Origin of the sequence: Wolbachia endosymbiont (group B) of Schoenobius gigantella (assembly GCF_964031005.1) — a bacterium.
GTDB classification, from domain to species: domain Bacteria; phylum Pseudomonadota; class Alphaproteobacteria; order Rickettsiales; family Anaplasmataceae; genus Wolbachia; species Wolbachia pipientis.
Window position 1 is genome coordinate 1,547,883 of record NZ_OZ035002.1, and the last position, 14,973, is coordinate 1,562,855.

The window sequence follows — 14,973 nt, forward strand, 5'->3', positions numbered from 1 at the left end:
GTTATATTGTAACTATGGACAAAATAATCATAAAAAAATTTGGTGGGACTTCGCTAACTGATTTAAACCGAGTTGCAAATTTGATAAAAAACGATATTGAGAAAGGTTGTAATGTAATCGTTGTTGTATCTGCTGTTGCAGGATTTACTGACCAAATGGTTTTTCAGGCTAGGCAAATCTCAAATTTAAGTTATAGACAAGAGTTATCAGAGTATGACGTTATGCTTTCAGCAGGAGAACAAATCTCTTGCGGTCTATTAGCTATCACTCTCCAATCGATCGGAGTTAATGCTAAATCGTGGCTTGCCTGGCAGTTACCAATTGTAACTGATGATTTTTATTCTGAGTCTAAAATAAAAACAATAAAGATTGAACGTGTGAAAAGATCTTTTGCTGAGGGTTATACTGCTGCGATCATTGCTGGTTTTCAGGGTATAAATGATGATAGAATCACTACTTTTGGAAGAGGAGGCTCTGATATATCAGCAGTTGCCTTCGCGGTAGCCTTTGGTGTTAGAACTTGCGAAATTTTTACTGATATTGATGGAATATATACAGCAGACCCGAGAATTGTTCCAAAGGCACGCAAGCTCAAATTTATCTCTTACGATGAAATGTTGGAAATGTCGTCATCTGGTGCTAAAATACTGCATAATCGTTCAGTACAACTTGCAATGAAACATAACATTAAAGTGCAAGTGCTATCCACTTTTAAGGAAGTAGAAGGCACCACAGTGCTACACAAAAGGGATGTACTAGAGAGATACTTAATTACTGGAATAACTTATAGCACTAATGAAGCTCTTGTAACTTTCACTAACCTTGCAAATAACTTGCGTACTTTAAGAGATATAGCAGGAGCAAACGTTAAAATTGATATGATACATGGGTCAAGTTTTGTTATCTCCAAATTTGATATTGATTTAATGGAAAAGTTACTGAATAAGAATGAAAATTATGCTATAAACGATAATGTAGCTAAAATTTCAATAATTGGTATTGGTGTTATGTCTAACACTGAAGTGATGCACCGCACACTCAAGGTTTTAAGCGAAAAAAAGATAGAAATACTTGCTATCACAACATCTGAAATCAAAATCAGTATAATTGTTCAAAAAGAATGCGCTGTAGCTTTAGTCAAAGATTTACATACTGAGTATGAGCTTGATATGCAGCACTAGGATAGGCTTGACGTCCAGTTGTCTAAGAGTATGTCTTAAAAAGGAATGAGGAAAAAAATATGATAGTGTAAGTAAAAAATAGGAGGGAAAATTGTATCCAAGTGATATAAGTGATAAGGAATGGGAAATTTTGGAGCCACATGTTGCACAAGGAAAGATAGGGAGGCCAAGAAAGCACAATATCAGAACAATTATTAATGCAATAAGGTATATAATGAGAGGTGGTTGTCAATGGAGAATGCTGCCGAAAGATTTTCCTCCATGGAAGACGGTGTATGACTATTTTCTCAGGTGACGTAGTAATGGCAAATTGGAAAAAATACATAATATGCTAGTAAAAGAGGTAAGAAAAATGTTTGGTAAAAATGAAACACCTTCAGTAGGAATAATTGACAGTCAATCAGTAAAAACCACTCAAAAAGGGGATCCAGAGGATATGATGCTGAAAAAAAAATAAAGGGTAGAAAACGTCATATTGTTGTAGATACAGTGGGCTTAATTATTGCGGCTGATGTTCATAGTGCAAGTGTTCAAGATCGTGATGGTGCTCTAAATCTTTTCACTCAAGCTAAATACAAGGCTCCAACTTTACGTAAGTTTTTTGCTGATCAAGGATACATAGCAAAACCGCTGTTTATTGGAGACAGGATACGATTACCAAGAAAGCTGTTGATGTTACAGGATTTTTCGACAATCTGGACCACAATTTAGCACTGCAGGCTATCAAGAAGCACACAGACTGCAAATGGGTCATACTGTATGTTGAAAGGTGGATGAAATCCCCTATTCAGCAAGCAGATGGCAGTAAGGTAGTTAGGGAAAAAAGGAGTTCCGCAAGGAGGTTCAATAAGCCCAATCATTTCAAACATATTTATGCACCATGCATTTGATATATGGATGAAACAAAATCACCCAACAGTACCATTTGAAAGATATGTGGATGATGCGATAGTGCACTGCAGAACTAAAAGACAGGCAGAATTTATGCGAGCAGCAATTGAAGAAAGATTGGCATAATGTAAGCTAAAATTGCAACCTGATACCAATGCTATTCCAAAACTCCATCATTATACTGCCTTAGTATAACCTTCTCACTTCTATTGTCTATTTGTTTGTTATGTAATAGAAATTGGTATGAGATTGAAGAATTAAGTGTGAACGGTTACAGAATTTTTGCCAGGAGAAACATATAGTTAAAGTAATTCAGATTTGTAAGATATGTTTATCTGCAATTATAGCTTCAACAGTAGGCAATGTTGCTTTTAATTACCTCAACATTTTCTCTTGGCAATTCTTTAATGAACCGAGAAGTGCGCATCGGTTGCCACTGGTTGTTAATTTCCCTCCTATCTGCACATGAAATGATTAACCTTTCTTTGGCTCTGGTTATGCCAACATATGCGAGTCTCCTTTCTTCTTCTAAAGCTTTACCACTTTTGTCATCAAAAGATCTTTGATGAGGAAATAATCCCTCTTCCCAACCAGGTAGAAACACGCACGGGAATTCAAGTCCTTTGGCTGCATGAAGAGTCATAACATATACGGTGTCATCGTTATTCATATTATCCACTTCCATCACCAGACTTATATGCTCCAAGAAAGTTGTGGCATTATCGAAATTTTTTAAAGATGAGATGAGCTCTTTAACATTTTCTATTCGTGCTAAGCCTGTTACCTCCTCATTTTCAAGCATTTCAATATATCCTGATTGGTTTGCTACGATTTTAACGAATTCATGCAGTGGTTTTACGCTTACTATTTCTTCCCAAGCTTTAATTTTATTTAAAAAATCGTTGAGTGAGAGTTTAATTCTTTCGGTTACCTGATTACTATTAACTAATATTTTTGCTGCCTCAAAAAAAGAAATTTTGTTATCCTGAGCAGTCGTGTATATTTTCTTTAGAGTTGTAGCTCCTATGCTTCTTTTTGGCCGATTTACTATCCTTTCGAAAGCTAAGTCATCGTTATTGTTTGTAACAAGTCTTAAATATGCAATTATATCCCTGACTTCCTGACGTTCGTAGAATTTTACGCCACTTATAATCTTGTAGGGAATTGAATATTTTATAAAATACTCTTCGAGAACTCTAGTTTGAAAAGTGGCCCTTACCAGCACTGCAATGTCACTAAATCTGTATTTATTGAGTTTCAATATCTGTTCGCTTATGAACCTTGCTTCAGCTTTCCCATCCCATAATTTTATTAGATTTAACTTTTCCCCTTCAATGTTTGTTGTCCACAATTTTTTTTCTAAGCGAGTCTTATTGTGATTGATAACATATGACGCAGTTGCAAGTATGTGGGATGTTGACCTGTAGTTACACTCTAGTTTAACGGTTTTTGCATTTTTAAAATCATCAGAAAACTTCAAAATATTTTCAACTTCTGCACCACGCCAACTATATATCGACTGGTCATCATCTCCTACACAGCAAATATTTGAGTGCTCTTTTGCAAGGTATTTTAGCCAAAGATATTGTATCGCATTTGTATCTTGATATTCATCTACCATAACATATTTAAACTTGTTTTGGTAGTAGGACAGAACTTCGGTCTTTTGATTAAAGAGCTGTATGTTATATAGCAATAAGTCACCAAAATCGACAGAATTAAGGAATTTCAACCTTTCCTGATACTGGTGATAGACTTTGAGTGCAGTTACATATACTGGCCTAAATGATTGAATATCTTCCACTTCAGATGGCAATAAGCACTTCTCTTTCCATTGCTGAATAATATTCATAATGGTCTTACATTTTTCTGATAGGTAATCAGGATTTATTTCATTGATAATATTTTTTATTACCTGTAATTGGTCATCCACACCAATGATTGTAAAATTGGGGTTTAAGCCCACAATTTCTGCGTGCAGGCGCAAGATTTTTGCTGCAATTGCATGGAAAGTGCCAAGCCATGGTATGTTTGTGCCCGTTAGCTCAAGTACCCTTGATACCATCTCATTTGCTGCTTTATTTGTAAATGTAACTGCTAATATCTCATCAGAATAAGCGTGACCGTTTCTAATTATGTGTGCTATTCTTGAAGTAATCGTTCTTGTTTTTCCCGTCCCGGCTCCTGCCAGTATCAAAACTGGTCCATCTATGTTAGTTACAGCTGATTGTTGTTCTGGATTTAGCAGTGAGAGATAATCGTTCATCGTAGCCCTATAGATTATAACTTCGTAAAGTTAAACCTATGATTGAAATATTGTAAAGGTTTTATTGAATAGAACAGTTAAAGAATGCTTCACTCAAGTACTACATATTTAAACGTAGGTTTTACATCTATTTTGTTTTAGTAGTTTCAGGTGTATGTCGAGTAACAACAACTTGATTTGAGGTATTGGCACCAGAACTTCTGCTTGTTGGGTGGATAAGTGGAGTTTGGAATGGCTTATATGTACGGTTTAGTTCCTTCATTTCTATTTCTTCAACTTCAACAAGGGGTTTTTCTTTTGGGGTATAGCGATTATGCGTTGCAGGTCGTTCAGTGAGATTTTCATATGTTTCTTTCAACCAAGTTCCGATATCATACATAAATCCATACGCTTTTTCTTTAAATTCTCTCAATGATCTACTGAAACTTGCTAGTGTGTTATTAAAGTAAATTGTCATATAGTCTCTTGTGGTGTATTGATAACTTTCTCCATCTAGTCTGCTACTTTGTGCGTTAGAACTATTGTTGCTTTTAAAATAACCAAATATGTTGTACATTTTGAGCCGCCATTAATTACTAACATACACATATTATATATTGATAAATTAAGGACTTAGTGTATTGATTAAGCACTTAGAAAGCGCTCTGTATAATAATTTAAAATGGAGCTGGAGCTTTGTAGTACAATGTTTTCAAACGTTTAATATAATATTGACTTTACAACGATAGTCACTTTAAATTAGTAACTATTGTTGCAGTTAAAGTATCAATGCCTTTTTTCTTTTATTTTTTTGCAATTCTTAGCATTTTATCTGCTGTATGCGTAATTAGTGTAAGAAATCCTGTGCATGCAGTATTATTTTTAATTTTCACCTTCGTTAACTCTGCAGTGCTTTTCATTCTCCTTGGAGCTGAATTCATCGCTATGATGGTACTGATAGTATACATCGGTGCAGTTGCAGTGTTGTTCCTCTTTGTAGTTATGATGCTCGATATTGACTACATAAGATTGCGCCAGGGTTTTGCGAAGCATTTCACTCTTGGTGCTATATTGTGTGGTGTGTTTTTTTTGATTATCAGTTTTGTAATCCGCAGCTCAACGCTGAATATAAGTAATGTTATAAACTATAATGCCAATAACGTGAAAGCTATCGGTAATTTGCTCTACACTGACTACATGTACGCTTTTCATCTTTCTGGAATTTTGCTACTTGTTGCAATTGTCGGTGCAATTGCTCTTACTTTGCAGGACAAGAAAAAAGGAGTTAAAAAACAGAATGTATTAAAGCAATTGACGCAATCTTCATCTGTAAAATTGGTTAAGGCTAAATTTGGAAAAGGAGTGGAATGGAAATAGGATTAAATCATTTTTTGATAGTTGCTGCTATTTTGTTCACTGTTGGGGTGTGCGGTATTTTCATCAACCGTAAGAGCATAATCAATATATTGTTATCAATAGAAATATTATTGTTGGCGATTAACATCAATCTAGTTGCTTTTTCTGCCTTTATGAATGATATAGTTGGGCAAATTTTTGTGATGTTTGTGTTGACTGTTGCGGCAGCAGAGTCAGGAGTTGGGCTTGCAATATTGGTTGTATATTATAGAAGCCGTGGCAATATAGATGTTGAACAAGCAAATTTAATGAAAGAATGAAAGTATGATGGATATACTGAAATTAATAGTATTTTTGCCACTTTTTGGTTCGCTATTTGCAGCACTTTTTAGAAAAAGTCAGTTAGTTACAACGGCAGGGATTGGAATATCTGCAGTTTTATCTTGGTATGTTTTTCTCACCTTCTCTGAAAATTATCACTTGAGTTTATTTCCTTTGTTTTCATTGAGCATCTTAAAAGTAAATTGGGCAATTAGTGTGGATGCTCTCTCATCCTTAATGCTTATTGTTATTACCACCGTTTCACTGGTAGTACATCTCTACTCTATCGGTTATATGGAGCATGATAAGGGGAAGTCGAGGTTTTTTTCTTACCTATCGCTATTTACGTTTTGCATGATTGTGCTGGTTGTAAGCGATAATTTCGTGCAGCTTTTTTTTGGCTGGGAAGGGGTTGGCCTATGTTCTTATTTACTCATAGGATTTTGGTTCCAAAAATATTCTGCAAATAATGCAGCAATTAAAGCATTTGTTGTGAATAGGGTAGGAGACTTTGCACTATTGATTGGAATCTTTCTTATTTATTATACATTTCACTCTTTGAATTTTACTGAAGTTTTTGACACAACTGATCTTCTTGGCACGCAGAACATTAGGGCATTCTGCTGTGAATTCAAAGTAACTCATATAATATGCATATTACTTTTTATTGGCTGTATGGGTAAATCTGCACAGCTTGGTTTACATGTTTGGTTGCCAGATGCAATGGAAGGGCCAACTCCTGTTTCTGCACTTATTCACGCAGCAACGATGGTAACAGCAGGTATATTTTTAGTAGCAAAGTGTTCTCCATTGTTTGAGTTATCAAATGTGGCACGAGAATTAATAGTTATCGTTGGAGCACTCACTGCTTTTTTTGCAGCCACCGTTGCAATTACTCAGAACGATATAAAGAAAATAATTGCTTATTCAACCTGCAGTCAACTTGGTTATATGTTCATGGCATGTGGGCTTTCTGCTTACAATGTTGCTATTTTTCATTTAATGACACACGCTTTTTTTAAAGCTCTACTATTTCTTGGTGCTGGCAATGTGATTCATGCAATGCATCATGAGCAAAACATTCAGAAAATGGGAAATTGCTGGAAGAAAATCCCTTGCACTTACGCTCTCATGTGGATTGGATCTCTTGCGCTTTCTGGGATATTCCCATTTGCAGGTTTTTATTCAAAGGATTTGATAATTGAACATGCTTATAGCACGGATAGCTTTGCTTTTGTAATAAGCTTAGTTGTTGCATTCTTCACAGCGTTTTACTCTTGGAGGTTATTGCTTCTTGTGTTCCACAGCCAAAAACAAAGTAAAATTAATATACATGAGGCACCAAAGATTATGCTTATACCATTACTGATACTCGCTTTTGGATCAGTATTTTCTGGAATATGGGGAGCAAATATTTTGAACATAACTAGTAATGCGTTTTGGAAATCAAGTTTAGTGATGATTGATGAGCATGGAGTTCATAATTTCTTTATAAAACTACTGCCAACCTTAGCAAGCCTAAGTGGAATAGCACTTGCGTACCTAATTTACCAATATCAAGTAATTAGGCAAATTAAGAGTAAATTTTTACTTAAGTTTTTGCAGAATAAATGGTACTTTGATGAGGTGTATGAGTTTGTTATAATTGCACCGATAAGGTTTATATCTAGGCTTCTATGGAAGTTTGATGTTAAGGCTATTGATTCATTTGGACCAAATGGTGTTGTAAGGTTGGTTAATGAATGTTCAAAAAGTTCTATAAAGTTACAAACTGGTTATATATTTGATTATGCATTTATTATGTTTGTTACTCTAATAATCGGTGCTTTATATATTATTGGAATTAAATAGAAGGTGTTGTTACTTAGTATATTCTTGCTTCCACTGATAGGAGCGTTGATTTTATCCTTAATCAGGATTAATCATCAATCTATACACTTAAGATTCCTTGCTCTATTTTTTGCTGTACTTCCATTTTTGCTTAGCATTGTAGCTTGTATAGAATTTGATTATAACAATGCGGACTTTCAGTTTGTCAGCTACCCAATTAGAAATGTTGGAATAGGGATAGATGGTATATCGTTGCTTTTCCTTCTGCTTACAACTTTCTTGTTTGTAATTTGTATACTCTACAACTGCAAAATGAGTTATACGACCCTAAAAGCCTATATGGCATTGTTTCTACTGCTTGAGAGTTTTGTAGTCGGTTTTTTCGTTTCACTGAATGCTATAAGCTTTTATGTGTTTTTTGAAGCTGTTTTAATACCAATGTTCTTTATTATTGGCATCTGGGGAGGAAAACACAGGGTATATGCAACGTTTAAGTTGTTTCTTTATACATTAACTGGCTCATTATTATTTCTACTTGGATTGGTTTACATCTATAACATTTTTGGAACGTTTAATATACAAAAATTAGCTACATTAGTGCCAAGCCTTGATCTTGAAGTGCAGTCATTGCTGTGGATTGCATTTTTTATTTCTTTTGCAATAAAAGTACCGATGTTTCCATTTCACACTTGGCTTCCTGATGCACATGTGCAATCACCAACTTCTGGATCTGTGATTTTAGCTGGCTTGCTTATTAAAATGGGGGGATATGGATTTTTAAGGTTTTCTATTCCAATTCTTCCTCAGGCAAGTTTGTATTTTTCAAATTTCGTTGTTGTGCTGAGCATTATTGCGGTGATATATGCTTCTCTAGTTGCGTTTGCTCAAGATGATATAAAGAAGTTAATAGCTTATTCTTCAATAGCACATATGGGGATCGTTACTGCTGGCCTCTTTTCATTTTGTGAGGAAGGAGTACTGGGTAGCATATTTCAAATGATTAGTCATGGCCTTATTTCTGCTGCTTTATTTTTATGTGTTGGAATGCTATATACTCGAACTGGAACTTTGGAGATTGCAAAATATTTTGGCATAGTAAACACAATGCCAAAATTTGGTTTTATGTTCATTTTATTTTCAATGGCTTCAATAGGGCTACCTGGAACATCTGGGTTCGCAGGTGAGTTTTTGGCTATGGTTGGAATGTTTAAGAGCATAGGGTTTTTTACAGGATTTATCGCACTTGGCACTATTTTAAGCGCAGTTTATATGCTGAATTTATGTAAGCAAATAATATGGGGGGTTAGCTATTCTAAATTATTAAATAACCGTTTGGATAGCATAGAATTTTCTGTCTTAATTCTGCTTGCAGTGTTTGTTATTTTGCTTGGATTTTACCCAACCCTTGCACTGAATTATTTGAAGCCATGTATGGCAAATTTGTTAGTCAAATATAATGCGCTATGAATTATATACAGATATTGCCGGAAACGTTCTCTATTATCTCCTCGTTAGTGTTGCTGCTGCTTGGGATTATATTTAACCGCAGAACTATCAACTTATTAGCACTTGGCTGCACAGTGGTAACTTTGATTATTTTAATTCTTTCGGCAGAAAACAATGAAATTTTTCTCTTTAATTCGTTGTTAAAACTCAATTTATACATCAGGTCAGCCCAAGGGTTAATTCTCAGCACAGGAATTTTAATACTTTTGATGCTGAATTTATCAAAATATGACTATAAGTATGAATTTTCAATGCTGATTCTTTTTGCGCTATTTGGCATGATAACTTTGGTTTCAGCAAATAGTCTGATTTCTTTTTATTTAGCTTTTGAGTTGATGAGTATATCTTTGTATGTTCTTGCGAGCTTTAATAAAGATTCGATTTATTCATGTGAAGCAGGAGTGAAATATTTTACACTCAGTGCATTATCTTCCTGCATTATGCTATATGGAATGTCGCTGCTTTATGGATATACAGGACAAGTCAATTTCTCTGAGCTCGGTTCATTCTTGCAAAACCATCAGATAACTTATGGAATAGTTTTTGGGTTAGTCTTTGTCCTAATTGGTTTGTGTTTCAAGCTTGCTATTGCTCCTTTTCATATGTGGGCTCCAGATGTCTATCAAGGTGCACCTACCATAGTAACTGCGTTTTTTTCTACGGCCCCAAAAGCTGCACTTGTAACATTTTTAATTCGATTGATGAATGAAGAGTTAGTAAATGTAAAAAGTTATGTTCAGCCTATTTTCTTATACGTTTCAGCATTGTCTGTTCTTATCTCAGCTTTTGGGGCCTTACGTCAGCAAAACTTAAAAAGGCTGCTTGCTTACAGTTCAATTGGTCACATTGGTTTTATATTTGCTTCACTTTCTATTTTTACACAAGCAGGAACAGATAGTGCCTTAATGTATCTGGTGATATATATCATCACAAGCATAGGGCTATTCTCATATCTTGTACAAATTGACGATGAAGATTGTGATATTGCAAATTTATCTGGTATAGGGAAGAAACGCCCAATTGTAGCATTTCATCTTTCTGTACTGTTACTCTCGATGTCGGGAATACCTCCACTTGCAGGTTTTATCGCTAAATTTTTTATATTCAAAAGTTTAATAAATTCTGGCTTTATCAGCCTGTCTTTGACCCTTGTGGTGGCGAGTGTTGTATCGTGTTACTATTATCTAAATATTATAAAAGCTATGTATTTCGATAAAGCTAGTGGTAATAAGGTTGCTTATTCTAAGGGCCTATTCATTATCACTTCGGTGGCTTCGCTGATCAACCTCGTTCTTTTCTTGTACGTTTTACTCACTCATTGAACTAAAGGGCTGACAAGGTGACCCCTGAGGGTTTTCATATTCATCATTACAAAAAAGTTTCAAGCACTAATAAAGAAGCGTTGGATTTAATTGATAAAGGAATATCAAATGAAACTATTATTGTTGCTGATAAACAAACAGAAGGCAGGGGGCGCACCGGAAAAAACTGGATTTCTCCAGAGGGTAATTTTTATGCAAGTTTGGTAATAAACCTCTTTAACGATTATCTGAATGAAAGCCAGCTTTCGGTGTCATTCCAGCGCGTGACGCTGGAATCTAGAAATCAAGAAGAATGGTCAAGCACACAACTGTACAAACGTTGTGGTATTCCCACCAAGGATGATGTCATCCGAGTAGCCTGGCACTGGGATCCAGAAAACTTAATTACAAATGGGCACATCAGGCAACTGTGTAATAAGAACTGGATTCCAGTGTCACGCACTGGAATGACACCACATACCACCTGCAAATTGCAATGTTCGCATAGTTATGTGTCAAGCACTGGGGAAAATACTGGGATGATAGAAAGAGGTTTAATGAATCAAGTTAGCAAATTAACAGAATTGACTTTTGTTACTGCTCTTGCTGTTGGAAATGCTATACTGTCATTTATAAATGGTCTAAATCTCCAGTATAAATGGCCAAATGACATTCTAATCGATGGCAAGAAAATAAGTGGAATATTGCTTGAAAAAAGATCCAATTCGAATTGGCTCATTATAGGAATTGGAATTAATGTCAGTCATGCACCACTTCCAGGAACAACGTGCATTAGCAATTACGGTGAGTCTGTGTCTAACATAGATCTGTTAAAGAAATTAATAATAAATTTTAATAAGCTAAGAAAGCAATGGCTACTTGATGGGTTTTATGCTATAAGAGAAATGTGGTTAAAAAAAGCATTCAAAATGAATGAGCAAATCAGTGTAAAGTTAGCTGACAAATTGTATGAAGGAATTTTTGCTGATATAGATAAAAGTGGTAAATTGGTGTTGCAGCAAAAGGATGGAAGCTTAATTTATTTTGATGCAGGTGAGTTATTTATTGATAATGCATTATGAATACATATGTAATTTTTGCTTACCTTATTAGTTTCACGCTGATTGCTGGAGAGCTAATTTTTACCATTTCTTGTTATACTAAAAGTAAAAAAATTCTAGAAAGCCTGAAAGATAATCATGAAGAAGAAACATAAGCGATTACTTATAACTTCAGGAATTTTCTGCTTTTTAAGTTGTGCAGTTTTTTTTATTTTAACAACGCTCAAAGAAAATATCTCATTTTTCTATACAGTAAGTGAGGCAATAGTTTTACCAAATGGTCAAAAACTAATCCGTGTTGGTGGAATGGTTGTTGAAAATAGCGTGATACGCAACGAAAGTGAAGTGATTTTTCAAATGACAGATTTTAATAAGAGCGTTATGGTGAAATATCAGGGAATACTTCCACCAATGTTTTCAGAAAAAAGTGGTGTTGTTGTGCAAGGTAAAATGTTTGATAATAGTACTTTTCTTGCAGATACAGTGTTTGCAAAACATGATGAGAACTATATGCCGAAAGTTTTAAAATAGATTCCTTAACCTGGCTGTATTGAAACGGTATGTAGAGAGAGTCACAGCCTAGAGACTATTACTCTTTCCAGTTTAACCCCAATCTGGTTCATTAATGGTATTGTTTTCTAATTCCTCTACTTTTGTCTGTAAGTTATTCAGGCTCTGTACTAAACCACTATTTTCATTACCAACCTTTGTAATTAGCTCGTCAAGCTTACTCCTTTCTTCTGTTAGCATGTCATTTAATTGACTGATAGAGTTGCTATTGTTATGCAATACATCATCCAATTCAGGAACGAATTTCGTGTTCAGCTCTGCGATTAATTTATCTAAAGCTTTGTGGACATAACCAAGCTGCGCTGGATTTCGCGCAACTGTTTCATCATAACCTTTAGGTTTGGTGTTAACTTCTATTTTGCTTATTACTTTAAGTTCGTTTTTGCTTTCTTGTTTACTATTATTCATGCTAACTCCTATAAAAAATTATAATTTTAAAATCAATTCAGCTACATTGAAGTGGTATGTGGAAAGAGTAACAGCTAGCAAGCTATTACCTTTTTTATTAAAGCAACCCGTTCTCTTCGCCAGTAGCATGAGGGAATATGGAAGCTTCTGCAATGCCTGGCTGATCATCACGAAATTCCTGAAGCTCATCTCGAAGAGTTTGAAGTTGACTTTTTATTTCAGTTGTATTGTTCCCTATATTTGATATAGTTGTTGACAGTGGCTCCACTATGCCAGTTGTAATGTTACTGCTTAAACTTGTGTTATACTCATTAATACTGTCTATCAAGCCATCATAAACCTTTTTAAGGTATGTTATAGCTGCGGCTGTTTGCTTCATTTCCGCTATAGGTATTTTTTCCAGTGGCTGATTTATATCAAAATCTAACTCCTTAGCACCTTTTTCTTTATTCTGAATTTTTACTGAATCTATACTTGGTTTTACAAAATCTGGTTTTGTAAAAACCGGGCTCTCAAGTTTTAGTAATTTACTTTGGTCTGAAGGCTCGTCACCAAAATATAATTCTACATTGTTTTTACTCATAATAAGTTACCTCCTATAAAAAAATTGATTTTCATAAATTGCTACCATACAAGTAGCATTGAATCGTTATTGTTTTCTACTATTGTAAAATCTGGAGCTTCTGCAATGCCTGGCATATCGTCCTTGATTTGCTTGAGCATCTCAATCATTTCCTTGTTCTGTTTACTCTGCTCGTCAAGTTTCCCTTTTAATGCATCAATAATAGCTTTAGACTGATCTTGATTGCTGAGATCACCGATCACAGCTGTCACTTTCTCATAAGGCAGTTTGTGAATGATGTCTTTAAGCTCTTCTGCGCCTACGTTATCCAAAAGTTCTTTAAACTGCTCATTAGACATATTGCGAGCAAAAGCTTGAAGTTTGTCTGGGTTGTCAACTAAAGACTTAATGATAATCTGAATCTTATTAGAATCAGTTAAATCCTGAGCAATTGCTTCGAGTTTCTCAGGATCAAGCTTATTAACTAAGTCTTTCAGTTGTTCTTCTTGCAGACTATTTACTAAAGCTTTCAACTGATCACCTTCTAATTCTTTGGAGAGTATTGTCAAGTGGTGCTCAGCCAAGTCTTTTGCAAGCACTGTAAATTGCTCGTCATTTAAAGTTTTAATAAGTGCTTTGAACTGATCCACTTTTAAGTGAGGTAAAATTTCTTTTACTTGCTCTGAATTTAATTTTCTCACTAGAGCTTCAAGCTGAGTATCATTTAAAATAGGAACAATTATTTGTAACTTTTCTGGATTTAGTTCCTGAGCGAGGGTTTTTAGCTGGTGATTGGTTAGATGATCCACTAAAGCTTGGAGTTGTTCATCTGTTAAGTTCTCTGCTAAGGCCTGCAACTGGCTTGAGCTCAGTTCAGGAATTATTTTTTGCAGTTGCTCGTTACTAAGAGTATTGGCAAGAGTTTTTAGTTGGCCGTCTGTTAGGCCCTGAATAAAAACTTTAGTAAACGCGTTTGATAGCAACAGTAGCACATCTCTTATATGTCTCTCACCGTAGTATAACATAATGTCTTGTAATACCTCATTGTCAGGTGAATCGATTATATTTCCTGCCTCGTCTGAAAAATAATATTTATTGTTGCCAGTATCTGAATCTTCCCATGTTACATATTTGTATTCCAATTTTTTTGATTTAATAGAACTGCTACACATAGTTTTGAAAGGCTGCACAAGCTCTCTTGTATATAATAACTTAGCCAACTCATTACCGTAATATACAAATGTATGGTTACTTTTTACATAATCTAAGTTAGAATCACTTTTATAATCTTTGGCTACCAGATTTCCTTCATTTTCTTCCTCCAGACATATGTAACTGTCTAGGCAAGAACTGCTGCAAAGTTTTATAGGCAATAAGCCTAGTACTACATCGTTTTTATCATCCAGCGATACAAGCTCAACTTTTTTAATAGGCATTGTAGGATCATTACCTTCAGGCCACTTTATCCTTGTAGTCGGGGTTTTTCTAAACACCTCTTTTCCAGGTATCATCTTAAAAACATGCTTTTTTCCACTCATAGGCGTTACCAATAAATTAATTGTTAGTATTCTAACATTTATTGATTAATTTATTGTTAAGTTAGTATATATTACAATTGTAATAACCAACATTACTTGTGTAGAGAAAAGTTACGAAAAGAAATAGAGATTTTCAGGGAAATAGTATAAAATCCTCATAGATTAAAATAAGCTGCTTTGACAGGTTTTGTGGCGGCTAGAGC

General features: G+C 34.9%; 17 protein-coding genes. 12 read left to right on the forward strand and 5 right to left on the reverse strand.

Annotated elements, in window-relative coordinates:
- Window positions 1–14: 14 nt before the first annotated feature.
- The 4 genes from ACQH2O_RS07290 (at window position 15) to ACQH2O_RS07305 (ending at window position 2,198) form a co-directional block, all read left to right on the forward strand.
- On the forward strand, window positions 15–1,181 hold the full coding sequence (locus ACQH2O_RS07290; RefSeq protein WP_010962950.1) for an aspartate kinase: 1,167 nt from the start codon (window positions 15–17) through the stop codon (window positions 1,179–1,181).
- Window positions 1,182–1,272: 91 nt separating this feature from the next.
- Entirely contained in the window at window positions 1,273–1,476 is a 204-nt protein-coding gene (locus ACQH2O_RS07295; RefSeq protein ID WP_007549940.1) for an IS5 family transposase, read from the forward strand.
- Between the two features lie 179 nt (window positions 1,477–1,655).
- Window positions 1,656–1,892, forward strand: coding sequence for a hypothetical protein (locus ACQH2O_RS07300; RefSeq protein WP_238513961.1), 237 nt, complete (start codon window positions 1,656–1,658; stop codon window positions 1,890–1,892).
- A gap of 162 nt (window positions 1,893–2,054) precedes the next feature.
- Window positions 2,055–2,198, forward strand: coding sequence for a Putative reverse transcriptase (locus ACQH2O_RS07305; protein ID WP_022626389.1), 144 nt, complete (start codon window positions 2,055–2,057; stop codon window positions 2,196–2,198).
- 223 nt (window positions 2,199–2,421) lie between these two features.
- On the opposite strand, the gene ACQH2O_RS07310 is transcribed toward ACQH2O_RS07305, so the two are convergent.
- Window positions 2,422–4,338 carry an ATP-dependent helicase gene (locus tag ACQH2O_RS07310; RefSeq protein ID WP_425385179.1) on the reverse strand — a complete coding sequence of 639 codons (1,917 nt, stop codon included), beginning with the start codon at window positions 4,336–4,338 and terminating at the stop codon, window positions 2,422–2,424.
- A gap of 127 nt (window positions 4,339–4,465) precedes the next feature.
- On the reverse strand, window positions 4,466–4,894 hold the full coding sequence (locus ACQH2O_RS07315; RefSeq protein ID WP_010082321.1) for a WD_0964 family protein: 429 nt from the start codon (window positions 4,892–4,894) through the stop codon (window positions 4,466–4,468).
- A 212-nt stretch (window positions 4,895–5,106) separates the two neighbouring features.
- Between ACQH2O_RS07315 and ACQH2O_RS07320 the strand changes: the two genes are divergently transcribed.
- From ACQH2O_RS07320 to ccmE, 8 genes are read left to right on the forward strand one after another with little or no spacing between them, the layout of a single operon-like run.
- Window positions 5,107–5,694, forward strand: coding sequence for an NADH-quinone oxidoreductase subunit J (locus ACQH2O_RS07320; RefSeq protein ID WP_010962952.1), 588 nt, complete (start codon window positions 5,107–5,109; stop codon window positions 5,692–5,694).
- Entirely contained in the window at window positions 5,685–5,993 is a 309-nt protein-coding gene (gene nuoK, locus ACQH2O_RS07325) for an NADH-quinone oxidoreductase subunit NuoK (RefSeq protein ID WP_010962953.1), read from the forward strand. The genes ACQH2O_RS07320 and nuoK overlap by 10 nt, the downstream gene beginning before the upstream one ends.
- 4 nt (window positions 5,994–5,997) lie before the next feature.
- A complete protein-coding gene (gene nuoL / locus ACQH2O_RS07330; RefSeq protein WP_022626390.1) occupies window positions 5,998–7,845 on the forward strand; it encodes an NADH-quinone oxidoreductase subunit L in 1,848 nt (615 codons plus the stop codon).
- 3 nt (window positions 7,846–7,848) lie between these two features.
- On the forward strand, window positions 7,849–9,291 hold the full coding sequence (locus tag ACQH2O_RS07335) for a complex I subunit 4 family protein (RefSeq protein WP_425385180.1): 1,443 nt from the start codon (window positions 7,849–7,851) through the stop codon (window positions 9,289–9,291).
- Window positions 9,288–10,652 (forward strand): NADH-quinone oxidoreductase subunit N, encoded by a 1,365-nt coding sequence (locus ACQH2O_RS07340; RefSeq protein ID WP_095742783.1) that lies wholly within the window; start codon window positions 9,288–9,290, stop codon window positions 10,650–10,652. The genes ACQH2O_RS07335 and ACQH2O_RS07340 overlap by 4 nt, the downstream gene beginning before the upstream one ends.
- 17 nt (window positions 10,653–10,669) lie before the next feature.
- Window positions 10,670–11,713, forward strand: coding sequence for a biotin--[acetyl-CoA-carboxylase] ligase (locus tag ACQH2O_RS07345; RefSeq protein WP_010082374.1), 1,044 nt, complete (start codon window positions 10,670–10,672; stop codon window positions 11,711–11,713).
- Window positions 11,710–11,847: a CcmD-like small membrane protein gene (locus tag ACQH2O_RS07350; protein WP_010962957.1), complete on the forward strand. Its 138-nt coding sequence runs from the start codon at window positions 11,710–11,712 to the stop codon at window positions 11,845–11,847. The genes ACQH2O_RS07345 and ACQH2O_RS07350 overlap by 4 nt, the downstream gene beginning before the upstream one ends.
- Entirely contained in the window at window positions 11,831–12,223 is a 393-nt protein-coding gene (ccmE, locus tag ACQH2O_RS07355) for a cytochrome c maturation protein CcmE (protein WP_010082373.1), read from the forward strand. Before ACQH2O_RS07350 ends, ccmE begins: the two co-directional genes overlap by 17 nt.
- A 72-nt stretch (window positions 12,224–12,295) precedes the next feature.
- Here ccmE and ACQH2O_RS07360 read toward each other — a convergent pair whose 3' ends face one another.
- From ACQH2O_RS07360 to ACQH2O_RS07370, 3 genes are all read right to left on the reverse strand, one after another.
- Window positions 12,296–12,670, reverse strand: coding sequence for a hypothetical protein (locus tag ACQH2O_RS07360; protein WP_010082372.1), 375 nt, complete (start codon window positions 12,668–12,670; stop codon window positions 12,296–12,298).
- 97 nt (window positions 12,671–12,767) lie between these two features.
- Window positions 12,768–13,253, reverse strand: coding sequence for a hypothetical protein (locus tag ACQH2O_RS07365; protein ID WP_010082371.1), 486 nt, complete (start codon window positions 13,251–13,253; stop codon window positions 12,768–12,770).
- Between the two features lie 41 nt (window positions 13,254–13,294).
- The gene (locus tag ACQH2O_RS07370) at window positions 13,295–14,770 is read right to left on the reverse strand and encodes a magnesium transporter MgtE N-terminal domain-containing protein (protein WP_425385181.1); all 1,476 of its coding nucleotides are present in this window, start codon (window positions 14,768–14,770) and stop codon (window positions 13,295–13,297) included.
- Between the last annotated feature and the right edge of the window lie 203 nt (window positions 14,771–14,973).

Coding starts and splice junctions, on each gene's coding strand:
- ACQH2O_RS07290 (WP_010962950.1), top strand. CDS start 15: ATGGACAAAATAATCATAAAAAAATTTGGTGGGACTTCGCTAACTGAT.
- ACQH2O_RS07305 (WP_022626389.1), top strand. CDS start 2,055: ATGCACCATGCATTTGATATATGGATGAAACAAAATCACCCAACAGTA.
- ACQH2O_RS07310 (WP_425385179.1), bottom strand. CDS start 4,338: ATGAACGATTATCTCTCACTGCTAAATCCAGAACAACAATCAGCTGTA.
- ACQH2O_RS07315 (WP_010082321.1), bottom strand. CDS start 4,894: ATGTACAACATATTTGGTTATTTTAAAAGCAACAATAGTTCTAACGCA.
- ACQH2O_RS07320 (WP_010962952.1), top strand. CDS start 5,107: ATGCCTTTTTTCTTTTATTTTTTTGCAATTCTTAGCATTTTATCTGCT.
- nuoK (WP_010962953.1), top strand. CDS start 5,685: ATGGAAATAGGATTAAATCATTTTTTGATAGTTGCTGCTATTTTGTTC.
- nuoL (WP_022626390.1), top strand. CDS start 5,998: ATGATGGATATACTGAAATTAATAGTATTTTTGCCACTTTTTGGTTCG.
- ACQH2O_RS07340 (WP_095742783.1), top strand. CDS start 9,288: ATGAATTATATACAGATATTGCCGGAAACGTTCTCTATTATCTCCTCG.
- ACQH2O_RS07350 (WP_010962957.1), top strand. CDS start 11,710: ATGAATACATATGTAATTTTTGCTTACCTTATTAGTTTCACGCTGATT.
- ccmE (WP_010082373.1), top strand. CDS start 11,831: ATGAAGAAGAAACATAAGCGATTACTTATAACTTCAGGAATTTTCTGC.
- ACQH2O_RS07360 (WP_010082372.1), bottom strand. CDS start 12,670: ATGAATAATAGTAAACAAGAAAGCAAAAACGAACTTAAAGTAATAAGC.
- ACQH2O_RS07365 (WP_010082371.1), bottom strand. CDS start 13,253: ATGAGTAAAAACAATGTAGAATTATATTTTGGTGACGAGCCTTCAGAC.
- ACQH2O_RS07370 (WP_425385181.1), bottom strand. CDS start 14,770: ATGAGTGGAAAAAAGCATGTTTTTAAGATGATACCTGGAAAAGAGGTG.